General features: G+C 70.5%; 12 protein-coding genes and 5 pseudogenes. 8 read left to right on the top strand and 9 right to left on the bottom strand.

The features are described from left to right. Window positions 1-13 precede the first annotated feature (13 nt). Window positions 14-871, top strand: a pseudogene (locus OG871_RS00380) (transposase); the annotation flags it as partial. 141 nt (window positions 872-1012) lie between these two features. Next, window positions 1013-1399 (top strand): annotated as a pseudogene (locus OG871_RS00375) (transposase domain-containing protein); the annotation flags it as partial. A gap of 570 nt (window positions 1400-1969) precedes the next feature. Here OG871_RS00375 and OG871_RS00370 read toward each other — a convergent pair. The 4 genes from OG871_RS00370 to OG871_RS00355 all read right to left on the bottom strand — a co-directional run bounded on the left by OG871_RS00370 (window position 1970) and on the right by OG871_RS00355 (window position 4810). Then, window positions 1970-2734 (bottom strand): SDR family NAD(P)-dependent oxidoreductase, encoded by a 765-nt coding sequence (locus OG871_RS00370; RefSeq protein ID WP_371503184.1) that lies wholly within the window; start codon window positions 2732-2734, stop codon window positions 1970-1972. A 95-nt stretch (window positions 2735-2829) separates the two neighbouring features. Next, complete coding sequence (locus tag OG871_RS00365) at window positions 2830-2994, bottom strand: hypothetical protein (RefSeq protein WP_371493471.1); 165 nt, start codon at window positions 2992-2994, stop codon at window positions 2830-2832. A gap of 326 nt (window positions 2995-3320) precedes the next feature. Continuing rightward, complete coding sequence (locus OG871_RS00360; RefSeq protein WP_371493469.1) at window positions 3321-4037, bottom strand: transglycosylase family protein; 717 nt, start codon at window positions 4035-4037, stop codon at window positions 3321-3323. Between the two features lie 530 nt (window positions 4038-4567). Beyond that, the gene (locus tag OG871_RS00355) at window positions 4568-4810 is read right to left on the bottom strand and encodes a hypothetical protein (RefSeq protein ID WP_371493468.1); all 243 of its coding nucleotides are present in this window, start codon (window positions 4808-4810) and stop codon (window positions 4568-4570) included. A 638-nt stretch (window positions 4811-5448) separates the two neighbouring features. Here OG871_RS00355 and OG871_RS00350 point away from each other — a divergent pair. Continuing rightward, the gene (locus OG871_RS00350) at window positions 5449-5658 is read left to right on the top strand and encodes a hypothetical protein (RefSeq protein ID WP_371493466.1); all 210 of its coding nucleotides are present in this window, start codon (window positions 5449-5451) and stop codon (window positions 5656-5658) included. A gap of 268 nt (window positions 5659-5926) precedes the next feature. Continuing rightward, the gene (locus tag OG871_RS00345; RefSeq protein WP_371493465.1) at window positions 5927-6880 is read left to right on the top strand and encodes a PleD family two-component system response regulator; all 954 of its coding nucleotides are present in this window, start codon (window positions 5927-5929) and stop codon (window positions 6878-6880) included. Window positions 6881-7203: 323 nt separating this feature from the next. On the opposite strand, the pseudogene OG871_RS00340 reads toward OG871_RS00345, so the two are convergent. Next, a pseudogene (locus OG871_RS00340) lies at window positions 7204-7339 on the bottom strand (transposase); the annotation flags it as partial. A 54-nt stretch (window positions 7340-7393) separates the two neighbouring features. After that, on the bottom strand, window positions 7394-7645 hold the full coding sequence (locus OG871_RS00335; protein ID WP_371493463.1) for a hypothetical protein: 252 nt from the start codon (window positions 7643-7645) through the stop codon (window positions 7394-7396). Window positions 7646-7783: 138 nt separating this feature from the next. On the opposite strand from OG871_RS00335, the gene OG871_RS00330 reads away from it, so the two are divergent. Both OG871_RS00330 and OG871_RS00325 read left to right on the top strand, forming a co-directional pair. Beyond that, window positions 7784-9235, top strand: a complete 1452-nt coding sequence (locus OG871_RS00330) for a hypothetical protein (protein WP_371493461.1) — start codon at window positions 7784-7786, stop codon at window positions 9233-9235. A 145-nt stretch (window positions 9236-9380) separates the two neighbouring features. Further along, window positions 9381-9491 (top strand): annotated as a pseudogene (locus OG871_RS00325) (IS630 family transposase); the annotation flags it as partial. Between the two features lie 26 nt (window positions 9492-9517). On the opposite strand, the gene OG871_RS00320 reads toward OG871_RS00325, so the two are convergent. Then, the gene (locus OG871_RS00320; RefSeq protein ID WP_371493460.1) at window positions 9518-10093 is read right to left on the bottom strand and encodes a helicase associated domain-containing protein; all 576 of its coding nucleotides are present in this window, start codon (window positions 10091-10093) and stop codon (window positions 9518-9520) included. A gap of 119 nt (window positions 10094-10212) precedes the next feature. On the opposite strand from OG871_RS00320, the gene OG871_RS00315 reads away from it, so the two are divergent. Continuing rightward, the gene (locus tag OG871_RS00315; protein ID WP_371493458.1) at window positions 10213-11004 is read left to right on the top strand and encodes a transposase; all 792 of its coding nucleotides are present in this window, start codon (window positions 10213-10215) and stop codon (window positions 11002-11004) included. Between the two features lie 115 nt (window positions 11005-11119). Here OG871_RS00315 and OG871_RS00310 read toward each other — a convergent pair whose 3' ends face one another. Next, window positions 11120-12223 (bottom strand): acyltransferase family protein, encoded by a 1104-nt coding sequence (locus OG871_RS00310; protein ID WP_371493457.1) that lies wholly within the window; start codon window positions 12221-12223, stop codon window positions 11120-11122. Window positions 12224-12304: 81 nt separating this feature from the next. Here OG871_RS00310 and OG871_RS00305 point away from each other — a divergent pair. Beyond that, window positions 12305-13311 (top strand): annotated as a pseudogene (locus OG871_RS00305) (IS5 family transposase). A gap of 642 nt (window positions 13312-13953) precedes the next feature. Here the strand turns inward: OG871_RS00305 and OG871_RS00300 are convergent. Next, window positions 13954-14244: a transposase gene (locus OG871_RS00300; RefSeq protein WP_371493456.1), complete on the bottom strand. Its 291-nt coding sequence runs from the start codon at window positions 14242-14244 to the stop codon at window positions 13954-13956. Window positions 14245-14481: the final 237 nt, after the last annotated feature.

The following is a 14481-nucleotide window of genomic DNA, read 5'->3' as shown; positions in this document are numbered from 1 at the left end:
GCCGGCCGGGGTGGGCGTCTCGCGCAAGAAGTCCGACCACCTCGACGCGATGGTGCTGGCGAACATCCTGCGCACCGACGCCGACGCCCACCGGTAGCTGCCGGCCGACAGCGAACTCGCCTAGGCCGTCGCCGTCCTTGCCCGCGCCCAGCAGGACGCCGTCTGGGACCGCACCCAGGCCGGCAACAAGCTCCGCTCCCACCTGTGCGAGTACTTCCCCGGCTACCTCGCCGCCGTCCAGCCGATCACCGGCGGCCTCACCGCGCCGCTGGCCCGCACCCTGCTGGCCACCGCACCCACCCCCGGCCAGGCCGCCCGCCTCACCCGCCGGCTCAAGGCCGTGCTCAAGCGCGCCGGCCGCCAGCGCGGCATCGAAGCCGAGGTCGAGCGCCTGCACGCCGCCCTCCGCGTCCCGAAAATGCGCCAGCTCCCGCTGGTCGAGACCGCGATGGGCCGCCAGACCCTGGCCCTGCTGGGCAAGTTCGAGACCGTCTGCACCGCCGCAGACGACCTCGCCGAAGCCTCCGTCGAGCTGTTCGAGCAGCACCCCGACGCCGCAGTCATCACCAGCTTCCCCGGCCTCGGGGCGCTCAGCGGCGCCCGGGTCCTCGCCGAGATCGGCGACGACCGCAGCCGCTTCGCCGACGCCAAGGCGCTCAAGGCCCACGCCGGATCGGCGCCCGTCACCCGCGCCTCCGGCAAGAGCCACGCGGTCATGGTCCGCCGGGTCAAGAACCAGCGCCTGGCCGCGGTCGGCTACGTCTGGGCCTTCGCCTCGCTCACCGCCTCGCCTGGTGCCCGGGCCCACTACAACCGCCCGCGCAAGGCCGGCGACCGCCACAGCTCCGCCCAGCGCAACCTCTACAACCGGCAATGCCACGAAGTTAGGCCTGTTGCCGCACTGTCAAGTGCGTTCGCAAGATGGGCACATGGGGCGGAATCCCCTGGTAGGAGGAGAGCCGACCAAGACTTGTCCCGTTCAGAGGATCCCGTTGTCGAGCCAGCCTGCCACCTGCACATTGACACGCACCACGATCGTGCCGAGGGCGCCTTCGCTCCCGGCCACCTCGGCGGGTTGACCCAGTTCCTGCCGTTCGAGCTCGTCGACGACGTGCTGGAGCAGACCGGAACCGTCCAGCAGCGCGTTCGAGCCTTACCGTCCCGCGTCGGGATCTACTTCGTACTGGCGTTGGGACTGTTTCCAGGGCTTGGTTACCAACGCGTGTGGGACAAGCTCGTCGCCGGCCTTGCGGGCCTCGACGTACATGCCCCTTCGGAGACTGCCCTGCGCCACCTGCGCAGACGACTGGGACCGAAGCCGCTGGAGATGCTCTTCCACGTGCTCGCGGTGCCGCTGGCGCGACCTTCAACACCGGGCGTGTGCTACCGGCACTGGCGGGTTGATGGTGTTGGCGAGTTGGCCGGCGGTCTTTGGGCTGGGGGTTTCGTGGGTGTGGTGAGAGTGGTGCTGTTCCTTTGAGGGGTCTCCTGCATGTGGCGGGTTCGGTGATAGCCCTGTCGGTGGGTGGCTTGCTGGTGGGTGTGGGCTGTGGCGCGGATGGCTGCTGAGATTTCGTGAACGGGGTGGGTGATCTTCCGGGGTCGGGGCGTCTAATAGTCGGGGTGGAAGAGACGCAGTCGTCGCAGGTCAGCTGGCGCTCCGTCAAGGGCGGCGCGGAACTCACTTTGATCGTGGACACCGCCCTTGGTCGGTTCATGCGCCGAATACCTGATGCTCTGCGTTGCCGGCCGATGTCGAGCAGGGCACTGGGGCCGAGATGGCCACACACGCGGCCGCTGCTACCTGGGGCCTGCCGGACTTCGAGCTGCGCTCGGTTTCCCGGGGTCCTTCGCGGCCCCCGTCGATGATGACCCGCGGGCGTGCGCGGAGCGCGGACCACCGCGCAGCCCGGCCCGGATGGCGGTTCACCGCCCGGGCGGGGCCGCGCCCCAGAGGGGCCCGCCGGTCTCAGGCCGCGAAGCCGCCGTCCACTGCGATCGCGGCACCGGTGATGTACCGGCCCTCCGGGCCCACCAGGTGGGCGATGGTGCCGGCCACGTCCGCGGGGGTGCCGAACGAGCCCAGCGCGGTGAAGCTGGCCTGGAAGTCGGCGCCCGGCCCGTCGGCCGGGTTCATGTCGGTGTCGGTCGGACCGGGGTGCACCAGGTTGGCGGTGATGCCGCGCGGCCCGAGCTCCCGTGCCAGCGCCTTGGTCAGCCCGGACAGTGCCGCCTTGCTGGTCGCGTACACCGAGCCACCGGGGAAGGCGACCCGCTCGGCCATGCAGCTGCCGATGGTGACGATCCGTCCGCCCTCGCCCAGGTGGGCGATGGCCGCCTTGGAGGCCAGCAGCGACCCCCGGACGTTGACGTCCAGCACCCGGTCGATGTCGGCCTCGTCGATCTCCTCGATCGGGCCGACCACGCCGACGCCCGCGTTGTTCACCAGGATGTCGAGTCGGCCGAACCGCGTCGCCACCGCGTCCACGGCCTCCCGGATCGCCCGGGGGTCGGCGCTGTCCGCCCGTACGGCCCAGGCGCGGCGGCCCATTCCCTCGATCTTGGCCGTGACCGCCTCGGCGCGCTCGGCACCTTCCCGGTAGGTGAGCGCCACGTCGGCGCCTTCCTCGGCCAGCCGCAGCGCGACCGCCTCGCCGATTCCCCGGCTGCCGCCGGTCACCAGCGCCACCTTGCCCGCCAGCCGTGCGGCCACCATGGTCGTGCTCATCGTCATCTTCCCCGAACTCGCTGTCGTGTTCTCGGACATGACTCGATGATCGGACGCCGGCGATCACGAGTCCGGCGGTATTCGGACATCGCGTTCAACGTTCAACAATCGATCGGACGCCAGTCCTTCACGGCGATTCCCGCGAGCGCCGCGGTCGCCAGGCGCAGCGCAGGCAGCGCGGCCAGGTCGGGCGGGGTGGCGAGCGGGCCGACCAGGTCGACGCCGGTGAACTCGGCCGCTCCGGGCAGCGCCCGCGCGGCCTCCACCTGTGCCCGGCCCGCGCCGCTGCACAGGTCGAGCCAGGCGGCGTCCGCGCCGGCCGGACCGCCGGGTCGAAGCCCAGTTCGCGGGCGTAGCTGTTGACGCCGCTCAGCCCGCGCTCGCGGTTCATGGTGTTGTGTCGACGACGGGGGAGCCGGTCAACTCGGGGCCGCTGATCAGCTTCGCCGCCCTGCGAGCCTACTGACGCGGACACCGGGGCCCTCCAGCCCGGTCGCCCGCCGGGGGCCCGGGCACGGCGCCGGACACCAGGGCCCACGCGCCGGAGCCGGCCGCCCCTCGGAGGGGTGGCCGGCCGTGGTCCGACCCGGAGTCAGAGGTCCAGCACCTGGTCCGGGAAGATCAGGTCGGGGTCGCCACCGATGGTCCGGATGTTCCTCGTGTACAGGCTCCACACGTCGGTGCCGAACTTGACCGCGATCTCGCTGAGGGTGTCGCCGCTCTTGACGGTGTAGGTGCCGGTGGGGGCGCCGGGGGAGTTGACCGGGGACGACGGGGTCGGGGTCCGCGCCGATCGCGTGGCGTCGGTGGAGCTCCGGTCGGGCTTCTGGGCCGGCCGGGCCTGGGCGGGCTTGGACTTGGGAGCGGGCTTGGCCTCGGTGGCGGTGTCGACCTGGGCCGGCGCGCCGCCCCTGGTCAGACCGGCCTTCCTGGAGCAGACCGGCCAGGCACCGGGGCCCTGCGAGGCGAGCACCTTCTCGGCGACGGTGATCTGCTGCGCCCTGCTGGCCCGGTTCGCCTGCGGCGCGTACGCGGTGCCGCCGTACGCCCGCCAGGTGCCGGCGGTGAACTGCAGACCGCCGTAGAAGCCGTTGCCGGTGTTGATCGACCAGTTGCCACCGCTCTCGCACCGGGCGACGGCGTCCCAGGTCGAGGCGGAGGCGGCCGAGGCCGAGGGGGCCGAGACGAGGCCGGCCACCGGCAGAGCCGCGACGGCGGCGCCGGCCACGACGGCCACGCGGACTCGGTTGCGCTTGGTGGGGGCCTTGGTGGAGGTGGTGGCAGCGATGGTCTCGTGACCGGAAGTCATGAACATCCTCTCGACAAGCCCCAGGCAGGCATGCGGAACCAGGCCCCGGTGGGGCCCATGTTTCGTTCACCTCATTCGTTGGACGGCCGGGCACGTGTCCGACGTGCCCGTGCCGCCCGGTCTCCCCGCTCACCGCCGGCCCGTTCCGAGCTCGGCCGGTCGGCGGGCACGGCCCTCGCACCGGGGTCAGCCGGCGGGCCGTGCTTCGGGGTGAACCCGGGTGGTGCTCGTTGCACCGCCCAAGAAGCTACGGGCGGTTGTGGCCAGTCATCAAGTAATTCCATTACGGCGCAGGCCAGTTGACTGTTACCGGCGGTAAGGATCAAGAAGTCTCGCCGGAAATGACAGCTTTTGAGGGGGTTTTTCATGATCGAAGAGGCCGGCAACGCGCCCCCGATCACACCAATGCCCATCGAAGCCGCCCGCGAGCTCCACCCGAAGTGATCGTCATATGACGATCCGTCACCGAATCAAGCGGAGTTCCCGCTTCCGCCGCCTGTCTTGGTGGCACCAGCCACAGCCGTCACCCATCACGCCCAGGATGGTCGCACAGCGTAATGGCCCACCAGCCCGTACCCGGCGCAGTAGGCCAGTCGCGGCGCCTTCGGCGAGAGGCATGCGCCCATCGACACCCCCACCACCGCCAGGAACAGCTGCCACGTCAGCGAGGCCGCGCACACCCCCGGCCGCAACGCGGCCCCGCCGCCGCGTACCCGGGCGCCCCCTCCCGTCACCATCGCGGCGAAGTACAGCGCCGTCGTCGGGTTGACCATCGTCAGGTCCCTGAACCGCAGGAACGTCCCCGCGACGCCTCGCGCCGAGTGCCTGCCGGACCCCGCCCCCGACCCTCCGTCAGCCACGGTGCCCACCCTGCCGGGTACGGCCGCCGGCACCTCCGAGGACGCCGACCGCCGCAGCCCCACCAGTCCGCGCACCGCGACCACCGCCGGCAGGAGCGCCGCGACCGCCGGCGTCCACGGCTCCCACCCGGCGAGCGCCTCCAACAGTCGCGCCCCATTAACGTCGCCAGCGCCGCTCGTCCTCGTTGGTACCGCTGTGGTCTGTGCCGTGGTCGCCGAGGAACTGTATCGGCGCGGCCGGAAATCCCAACGGCAGCCAGGCGGGCGCCCCCTCCGCAGCAGGTGACCGCGAGGCCCACGGCGCGGGCGCCCTGCGCGTCCCGCCGGGCGCCCGCCCCGGGCACCGACGGGACTGCCGGATCACGGAGTCCCGGAACTATGCAGGCACGCCGACGCTGGCTGTTGCCGGTGTGTTGTCGTCCGCTGTTGCGGGGGTGTTGCAGGGCGCGCAACACTCCAGGCCTCCGAGATGCTTCTGCCAACTCGTTCTGCTGATCGAGTCTTTGGGTCCGCGCCGAGGTGGCTCGGGCTGGCTTGTGCGGAGGTATGAAGTGCGGCGTTCGCTGCTGTCCATGAGGTCGGCGCTGGTCTTGCTGCTGGCCATGCTCACCGGGATCGGGGCGGGGGTGCTGTGCCGGCTGTCCGGCTCGCCGACCGCGCAGTGCGTCCTGTACGGGGCCGGAGCGTTCGGCGTCGCGGTCCCGTTCTTCGACCGGCTCGTCGCCGGCCCGGAGACCGAGTGCGAGGAATCGTCCCCGTGACCGCTGCGCACCGGGGGGGCATGGGGTGGCCGCCCGAGCGGGTGGCGGGGCTTGAAGGCGAACCGGTACCGGACGGGCCGGTCAAAGGGGTGGGAATGGGCGGGCTTCAGCCGCTGGACGACAAACTCAACAGCGAGTGCCGGGCCTTCGCCGAAGCCCTACGCGAGTTGTTCCTGGAACTGGCCCTGTCCGCCCGCCGCTACGCGACCCGCTGCTACATCAGCCCCGGCACCCTCTCCCGCTACTTAGGCGGCACCCGCATCCCCCAGTGGGACTTCATCGAGACCTCTTCCGCCACGTCGCCGAGGAGCGTGGCACCCAGATCGACCCCGCCACCCACGACCGCCTTCGCGGCCTGCGCCTGGCGGCCCTGCGCACCAGCGCCTCCATCAGCCAGGCCGTCCAGCAACTCGAAGGCCAGCTGAAGGCCGCCGACCAGGAAGCCAGGCGCACCAGCGCCCGTAAGGACGAACTCGACCACGCCCTGGACGACTACCACCACCTCATCGCCGACCTTGACCTGCGCCTGAAGCGGCTGGAGACGGACCAGGATCCTGTGCCGACCGCGGAGGCGCTCCCGATCGTGCCCGACGAGGACATGGCGAAGATCCTCACCGAACGGCAGATCCTCGCCATGGAAGTCACCCGGCTCAGCCGCGAACTGGAGGAGACCCGCCAGCGCGCCGCCTTCGCCGAGGTCCGCTGCAACCTGCTGGAGCGCCAGCTCGCCGTGGTCGAGAACCAGCAGGGCACCCTCCTACCCGAGCCCGAACTGGTCCAGCTGGTCGACCCCGCCACCAGGCCGACGCTGACCGGCCAGCCCAAGGTGCTCCTGGTCGACGACCAGCACCCCAACCTCCTGGCCCTCGAAGCCGTCCTCGGCACCCACGACCACGAAGTCGTCTCCGCCTCCTCCGGCCCGGAAGCCCTCAAAGCCCTCCTGGAGTCCGACGACTTCGCCGTCATCATCCTTGACATCCAGATGCCCGAGATGGACGGCTACGAGACCGCCGCCCACATCAAACGCCGCGCCCGCACCCGCGACATCCCGATCATCTTCCTCACCGCCATCGGCAACGACCCCGAGTACTCCATGCGCGGCTACGCCGCCGGCGCTGTCGACTTCATCGTCAAACCCTTCGACCCCTGGGCCCTGCGCGCGAAGGTCGCGGTCTTCGTGGAGATCTACCTGGAGCGCCGCCTCTACGCCCTACCCCGATAGCGACCTCCGAGGAACGCACCGGTGCCGTGTCGGGGTTGTCCGCCTTGTCGACCGTTGCCCCCGGCATCCGCCGGCGAATGGCGGCACATGGACCACGTGCACTTGCGTCCGAAGCGATCCCGGAGCCGATCTCGAAGGGGTGCCAGGCCAGCGACGGCCGGGCACCCCTTCCCCGCGTCGACTACCGCTGCGCCTCGGTCTGCTCGCGGATCGCGGCGGCAACGTCCGGCAGCGCGTACGCGACAGCGGCCAAGCCTTCGCCGATTGCGTCGGTCTGCTTCTCCTCACCCTGCCGGCCAGCTGCGTCGCTGGCGTACGGGCGAGGTGGCCAGGTAGAGCTGTTTGAGTGCAGCCTGCTCGTGCTCGTTGGGGAAGTGGCCGCAGGGGCTGGCGGCTCTGCGGTATCGGGAGTTGGGGCTTTCGACGGCCGCTGGTGGTGCAGATGATCTTCCGGATCTCGTGTCGAAGCCGAGGAGGGGGCGAGCCGTCTGGCCGCCCGTGGCTTACCAGTGGTCAGGGCTGGTCGGTGTCGGGCGCGGTGTGGTGGGTGGTCGGTGGTGTGCCGGGGTCTGCTGCTGGTGGTTCGGTGTCGGGGGTGGGTGGGGTGCGGTGGTTGCCGGTCCAGGCGCCGTACAGGCCCCCGACGGCGACGCAGACGGTGGCCAGGTCCCCGGTGCGCACCCCCGCGACGGTCATCAGTACGGCGGCCGCGAGGACGGCGAAGAAGACGATCGCGTCCAGCCTGCGCTTGTTGCGCGAGCGCATGAATTCCTCCATCGGGTTTCGGCGTTGGGGTGAAGGCCAGCATGCGCTCGTGGTCTGATTGTCCGTCTCGGCCGCAGCGGAGAGTGCCTGGTCGGCCCGGGGAAAGTCGTGGACAGTGCGGACACGGGGAGACTGGCGATGGCGCAGGCGGACAGTGGCGGCGAACCGTTCGACGGCCTGGACGGCGACACGCCGCCGGCCGAGGCGCTGGCCGGCTGGCTGCGCGATCTGACCACGGGGCTGAGCCTGCGTGAGCTCGCCAAGCGCTTCCGCTACGGCCACACCCGCTGGGGCGACTTCCGCTCCGGCCACCGGCTGATCCCCAGCTGGCTCCTCGAGGAACTCGTCACCGCCCTCGTCAAGGACCCGGTCAAACGGCACCTGGCCCTGGTGCGAGGCCAAGAACTGCTCGCCGCGGCGGAGGAAGCGGCCCTCGCCGCCACCGCGGCACCGCCCACCGCGGCGACCGACTCCGCGGCCGAGATCCAGCTCAGACTCGACGACGCCCGCCAGGGACAACTCCAGGCCGTCCAGATGGTCCATGACACCACCCGGATCATCTTCATGCTCCTGACCGCCGTCGCCACCCTCGGCGAACGATGCCGACACCTCGAAGACCAACGCGACCGCGCCGCCACCGGCACCCACGACCAGCGCGAACTCACCGCCGTCCAGGCCGAACTCGCCGACACCCGCCAACGCCTCGAGCACAGCGAGACACTCCTCGCCAAAGCCCGCCACGAACGCGACCAGGCCGAACAGCTGCGCATCGAGGCCCAGCAACTGGCCGCGGCCCACTACCGGGCCTGGCAGAACCGCCGGCTCCCACGCGACCCGCACCCACACGACGACACCACCACCACCGGCACCGCCACCCCCGACGACACCTCACCGCCCACACCACCCCTGTGGCAGTACGACCACCTCCTCGAAACAGCCGACGCCGAACTCGACGCCCACGCCACCAACCTCGCGGCGCTGCGCCGGCGGATGGGTCTGCCGGATGCCGCCGACCCGGTGTCTCCGGCCGCGGGGTCCGGTGTCGTGCCCGGCCGCGTTGTCCGCGTGGACAGCGTGGACACCAGCGTCGGCTTCGCTGATTCGGACGGCATCCTGGGGCCAGGTCCCGAGACGGCCGTGACCTTGTCGGGTGTCCGGACACCTGACGTCGCACGCCGGCCGGAGGTCCGCGCGCTGGCGGAACAACGGGCCGGGGAAGCAGCCGTGACGGCGGCGCGCTCCGAACCTTCCGCGACTCCGCACTCTCCGCCTCCCGGCCTCGCGGTGGTGTCCGGCCCGGTCGCCTCGGACGGCGCCCGAGAACGTCGGCCCCGACGGGCGGTGATCACCGGCATCCTGGGGCTCCTGGCCGGCATCGGCCTGATCTCCTACGCCTTCACCGCTTTCGCCCGTGGTACCGCTGCCGACCCCGCCACCAAGACTCTGAGTGGCACCGGTACGGCGATGGTCGCCACCGGCGTGCTCGTCTGTGTGATCGGCATGGGCTTCCTTCTCTCCGCACTCATCGACCGATACGGCGACCTTCAGGCGTCCGACAGCGAGGACGTCCCCTACTGGACCGGGATCTGACACGGCGCCCGAGGGCGTGACGCCGGACTGTAGGCGATTGGAGGCGCCGGTCAAGCCCCCAACAGCCACCATCCAGTTGCTCGCCGCCCGCCTGCGGGCGAGAAAACTGCGCACCCTACACCGCCTGATGCGCGGGTCAACCCCAAACGCCAACGCCCGCCACCCCGACGTCCTGGCCGCCAAGCGCCGAGAACGCGCTCGAATCCGCAGCGAGAAGGGCATCCGCTGGGGCGGACGCCCACTACTCGCCGCTTGATCGAGCACCCCGGCGAACCTATGCGGTCACAGCACTAGGGCCTCGGTGCGGCGCTGCGCGGTGCGGGCGTTCTTCATGATGACCCCGACCGGCCTGCCACTCCAGACGGCCTCGTTCGGCGGGCAGGCGTGCCCGTGCTCGGCCGAGTACCCGGCCACCGCGGCGAGGTTGTCGGTGAAGGCGGTGTCGAATGCAGACCACACCATCCCGAGCGCGTCCAGTTCCTTGACGCGCTCCGAGTCGAGGACGTCGGCGGCCTTGTAGCGGCGCTGGTCGGCCACCCACACCCCGAGCCGGTGCCCGGACGGCGCGACGTAGGCGTAGGGCACCCGGACGTCGTCGAACTTCTCCTTGTAGGCGAGGAGCTCTTCCAGGCCCCGCCGGAACTCGGCCCGCTCCGGCTCCAGCACCCGGGTCCGCACGAACGCCGCGATCACCGCCGGATCCCGCTGGGTGGAGAACTGGAGCAGCTGCGCCTCTCCGCCGGCGGAGCGGAACTCGTCCGGCTCCCCGGCGTGCTTCGGCTCACGCGGGGGCCGGGTCTCGGACTGGGGCAGGGCCAGGCGCTCGACGGCGGCCGCGTCGTGTGCGCGCAGCGCCATGAGCAGCTTGGCCAGCCCGTCGTAGGCCCGGGAGGTGAGCAGCTGGTTGCCGTTGGAAGGGGTTCGCCGCCCACCTCACCGAGACGTGCGCCTCCGACAGCGTCAACGTGATCACGGACGTGGCCACTACCTCCGCCGCCACCAACGATGCCCAGGCCCTGCCCGGCATCCACAGCCGCTGGGAGCGTCGCGGACTACTGCCCGCCGAGCACCTGGTCGATGGCGGCTACACCTCCCTGGTCCACCTGGAGCGAGCCGCCCGCGAACACCAGGTCACCGTCAGCAGACCACTCCCGGACAACCCCACCAGCCAACATCGCCGGAACGAGGGCTTCGACCGGGACGACTTCCACATCGACTTCGACCGCCGACAAGTCACCTGCCCGAACGGCCAGGTCAGCGCCGGCTGGCACGGCCCCTACCCGACCTCCTCACCCACCGCGGCACCCTTGATCGTGGCGCGGTTCACCACGAGCCAGTGCCAGCCGTGTCCGGACCGGCCCCGCTGCACGAACTCCCGAGCCCGCAACGTGGGCTTTCCCCCACGAGAACTCCGCGACCTGCAAGTCCGCGTCCGCGCCGAGCAGCAGACGCCCCACTGGAAGGCCCGCTACGCGGTCCGCTCCGGAGTGGAAGGCACCATCAACGAGTTCGCCCACGGCCATGGCATGCGCCGCTGCCGCTACCGTGGCAGCCTCGGCGGCCCCGCCCACACACGCCACCGCCTGCCAGCACGTGCTCACGTGCCGGCAGGCGGTGGTGGACTTCATGGAGGAAGTGTCGCGCCGGTCCTGCGGCGGCCGTGCCCCCGGGGTGCGGGCGGGGCAGGACCGGCGCCGGTGACCCGAAAAGGGCGGAACGCCGAAGGGCACGGGCAGCTCAGGCCGTGGATGGCCTGGGCTGCCCGGTGAGCCGGTGGGCGCTCCTGGCGCGGCTGTCCGCGGCGCCTGTCCTCCCTGGATTCTTGTGACCGCCGTACCCGGCCGGCCGGCCGCCGTGGTGCAGGGCGCGCGGCCCGCCGACGGTCTACTGGCCGCCCGCGGCTGCCCCCTGGGCCACCGGGGTGGCGGCCGCGGGTTCGGGCAGCGGGCCCGGGGCCGGCACGCGCACCGCGTGCACGGCAGGCCGGCGGGGGTTCTTCGGGCCGATCCGCCGCAGCCACTTGTCCGCGGGATGCTCGATGAAGCGGTAGCAGAGCCACGACAGCACGACCGCCACGGACAGGAAGGTCCACAGGGGCACCAGGTTCTGCCAGCGCTCGCCCTGCACCATCTTGACGTGGGGCTCCAGCCACTTCATCACGGTGAGGTGGATCAGGTAGAAGGCGTACGACCAGGTCCCCAGTGCCACCAGCGAGCGGGAACGGAACACGGAGCGCTTCCCGGCGAGGTCCCGCCCCGCGGCGGAGATGATGAGCACCGCGAAGGCCGGGGTCATCAGCTGGTTCCACCAGAACATTCCGAGCAGTTGCTGGTCCATGGCCCACTTGATGGCGTAGACGTCGGCCGCGACCAGCAGCAGCGCGACGCTCATCGGAATGCGCGGCCGCCAGCCCCTGAGCATCGCGGCTGCCACCACGATGCCGAGCAGGAACTCCAGGGCCCGGTACGGCGGAATGCGCAGCACCACCAGGAGGTGGAAGGTGTCGTTGTGGTGCGGGAGGTAGTAGTCGAACGCCCACTTGCGGAAACCCAGGTCCAGACCGACCAGCAGCGCGGCCAGCGCGGCCAGGACGACCGGCTTGGCCTTGATGATCGGGCGGATGACGAAGGGGAAGATCAGATAGAAGAACGCCTCCGCCGACAGCGACCAGGACACCGGGTTGCCGGTCAGCAGCACGTTGGGGTGCCATGCCTGCAGCAGGCTCACGGCGAGGAACACGTCCTGGTGGGCGACCGACCACACCTGGTGCAGCGCCACATAGGCGAAGGCCACGCTCACCACCAGGGCGGGCCAGATGCGCACCAGCCGGCGCCAGTAGAACACCCGCATCCTGGTCTCGTCGGAGAACGACCAGGCCAGCACGAAGCCCGACAGTACGAAGAAGAACGCCACCCCGGAGTCTCCGTAGAGGGTGTAGTCACCGAGATAGGGGACCCGGCATATCTGCCCGCTGTGGTAGATGAACACCGCTAGGGACTGTTCTGAATTCAGATCATGATTGCGCCGGTTCGTGCTCCTCGGTGGTGTGGTGGCTGGTAGAACGAGTCCATGACGCGCGGCGATCTGACGGACAGTGAGTGGGAGCTGGTTGAGCCGTTCCTGCCGATGGCGGCGACGGGGCCGATCCCGGACCTGCGGCGGCAGTTCGACGCGATCATGTGGCGGTTCCGGGTGGGCAGTCCCTGGCGGGATGTCCCCGAGCGGTACGGCAACTGGTCGACGATCTACGGCCAGTTCGGCACCTGGGCGCGCACGGGAGTCTTCCAGACGCTGATGGAGGGGATGATCGCCGAGGCCGCCGCGCGCGGCCAGGTCGACTTGTCACTGGTCAGCGTGGACTCCACCGTCTCTCGTGCGCACCATCACGCCGCCGGGATGGTCGTGGACGCCGAGTTGCTGGAGGAGCTGGAGAAAGCCGTCGCGGAGGAAAAGGGGCTGTTGCGAAGGGACGAACCGGAGCGATAGCGGGCCGGGGCGACGACACCGACGAGGCGGAGGAATCCCGGCGGGAGGCGAAGCGCCAACTACGCCGACGCCACCGGGCCCGGCTCAAGGCGGCCGCGCTGGGGCGATCGCGCGGCGGGCTGACCACGAAGACCCACCTGGCTGCCGAGCGGCGCTGCCGCCCACTGTCCCTCGTACTCACCCCGGGCCAGAGCGCGGACAACCCGCGGTTCACCGCCGTCATGGACAAGATCAAGGTACGCGGCCCGATCGGCCGGCCCCGAACGCGCCCCGACGCGGTGGCCGCCGATAAGGCCTACTCCGCTCGCACCACCCGGGCCTACCTGCGCCGACGCCAGATCAAGGCAGTCATCCCGGAGAAGGACGACCAGGCCGCCAACCGCAAGAAGAGAGGCCGAGGCGGCGGACGGCCCGTCAGCCACGACGCCGATCTGTACCGCGATCGCAACACCGTCGAACGAGCCATCAACAAGATCAAGGACTGGCGGGGCCTCGCCACCCGCTACGACAAGACGCCCGCCAGCTTCGAAGCAGGTCTCCACCTGCGCGGCTCCATCATTTGGCTCCGCAGCCTGAAGCCCACACCATGATCTGAATTCAGAACAGTCCCTAGCGCCGCGAACCATCGGAGGCCGGTGAGGGAGTCCAGCCGCTGAGTTCGTTGCGTGGGGCTGAGAGGCAGTGACATCAATGATCCAAGGATTAGATGGGCGCTGTGCCAAGCAGGGCATGTTAACAAGGACCACATCCGTACACAGAGCGGGCCCCGGCCACCCTGCCACCCCGCCCGCCCCGTTCCGGAACGAACCGAACCCGCCTGCACCACCGACGGCGCCGTCGTCGAGAACCACACCTACGACAGCGCCGACCGTCTGACCGACACCGGCTTCACCTACGACGCCTTCGGCCGCACCACCAAGACCGGCACCGGCGCCACCAACACCTACTGGGCCAACGACAAGGTCGCCGCCCAGGAGAAGGGAGACACCAAGCAGGAATGGGCCCTTGACCCGGCCCACCGCCTGACCGCCTTCACCACCGCCAAGAAGCAGGCCGACGGCACCTGGGCAGGCGCCACCAGCAAGCTCAACCACTACGGCGACGACAGGCGGGGCGCCGGTTGGCTGTTCTGCGCAGCAGCGCAGAACAGCCAACCGGCACCCATCCACCCCACCTGGCGTAGCCTCCCGGCCTCGCCCGGCCCCGGTCACGAGTACTCGCTCACGCGCCGATCATGGCGGGACTATCAGGATTCCGTCGTCCTGGGTGAGGCGCTCGCGGAAGTCGGTCAGCACGCTGTGGTGGAAGCCGGGATCGTTCAGATCCATGGCCAGGGAGTACTTGAAGTCGATGCGGCAGCGGACCGCTTCGGCTGCCTGACGGTCCGACAGTCCGAGCAGGAACTGCAGCACGCAGACGGTGCCCAGCTGGGCGGGCGAGAGACCGGGACGGCCGTCGCGCGGGTACCAGCCGGCGAAGTCCTCGTCGTGCCACAGCCCGTCCAGCCGGTCCCGTACCCACATCGCCGTCGTCCCCTTCGGATTGCTCGCCCGTGCGACCTGCACAGTCAGAGCGGGAACCTCTTCGCCGGAACGGGGACGGACGGACAACGCGCACCTCGCCACTGGGTCGACCTGCACCACAGCCACGAACCTGCCCACTGATCACCCTGCTCAGCCGGGGACCACCAAGATCACCGACAGAGTCAAGCTAAGGGGCCGCTTGGTATTTGAGGCACCGGGTGACGGAACTGGACCCCC

The organism is Kitasatospora sp. NBC_00374, assembly GCF_041434935.1.
Taxonomy (GTDB): Bacteria; Actinomycetota; Actinomycetes; order Streptomycetales; family Streptomycetaceae; genus Kitasatospora.
Note: the sequence above shows the minus strand (reverse complement) of the source record. Positions and strands in the feature narration are given on the sequence as shown.

Excerpts from the sequence above, each read along its gene's own strand:
- OG871_RS00300 (WP_371493456.1), bottom strand. The coding sequence starts at position 14,244 with ATGTGGGTACGGGACCGGCTGGACGGGCTGTGGCACGACGAGGACTTC.
- OG871_RS00370 (WP_371503184.1), bottom strand. The coding sequence starts at position 2,734 with ATGACGATGAGCACGACCATGGTGGCCGCACGGCTGGCGGGCAAGGTG.
- OG871_RS00335 (WP_371493463.1), bottom strand. The coding sequence starts at position 7,645 with ATGCGCTCGCGCAACAAGCGCAGGCTGGACGCGATCGTCTTCTTCGCC.
- OG871_RS00320 (WP_371493460.1), bottom strand. The coding sequence starts at position 10,093 with ATGGCGCTGCGCGCACACGACGCGGCCGCCGTCGAGCGCCTGGCCCTG.
- OG871_RS00355 (WP_371493468.1), bottom strand. The coding sequence starts at position 4,810 with ATGGTCAACCCGACGACGGCGCTGTACTTCGCCGCGATGGTGACGGGA.
- OG871_RS00330 (WP_371493461.1), top strand. The coding sequence starts at position 7,784 with ATGGCGCAGGCGGACAGTGGCGGCGAACCGTTCGACGGCCTGGACGGC.
- OG871_RS00360 (WP_371493469.1), bottom strand. The coding sequence starts at position 4,037 with ATGACTTCCGGTCACGAGACCATCGCTGCCACCACCTCCACCAAGGCC.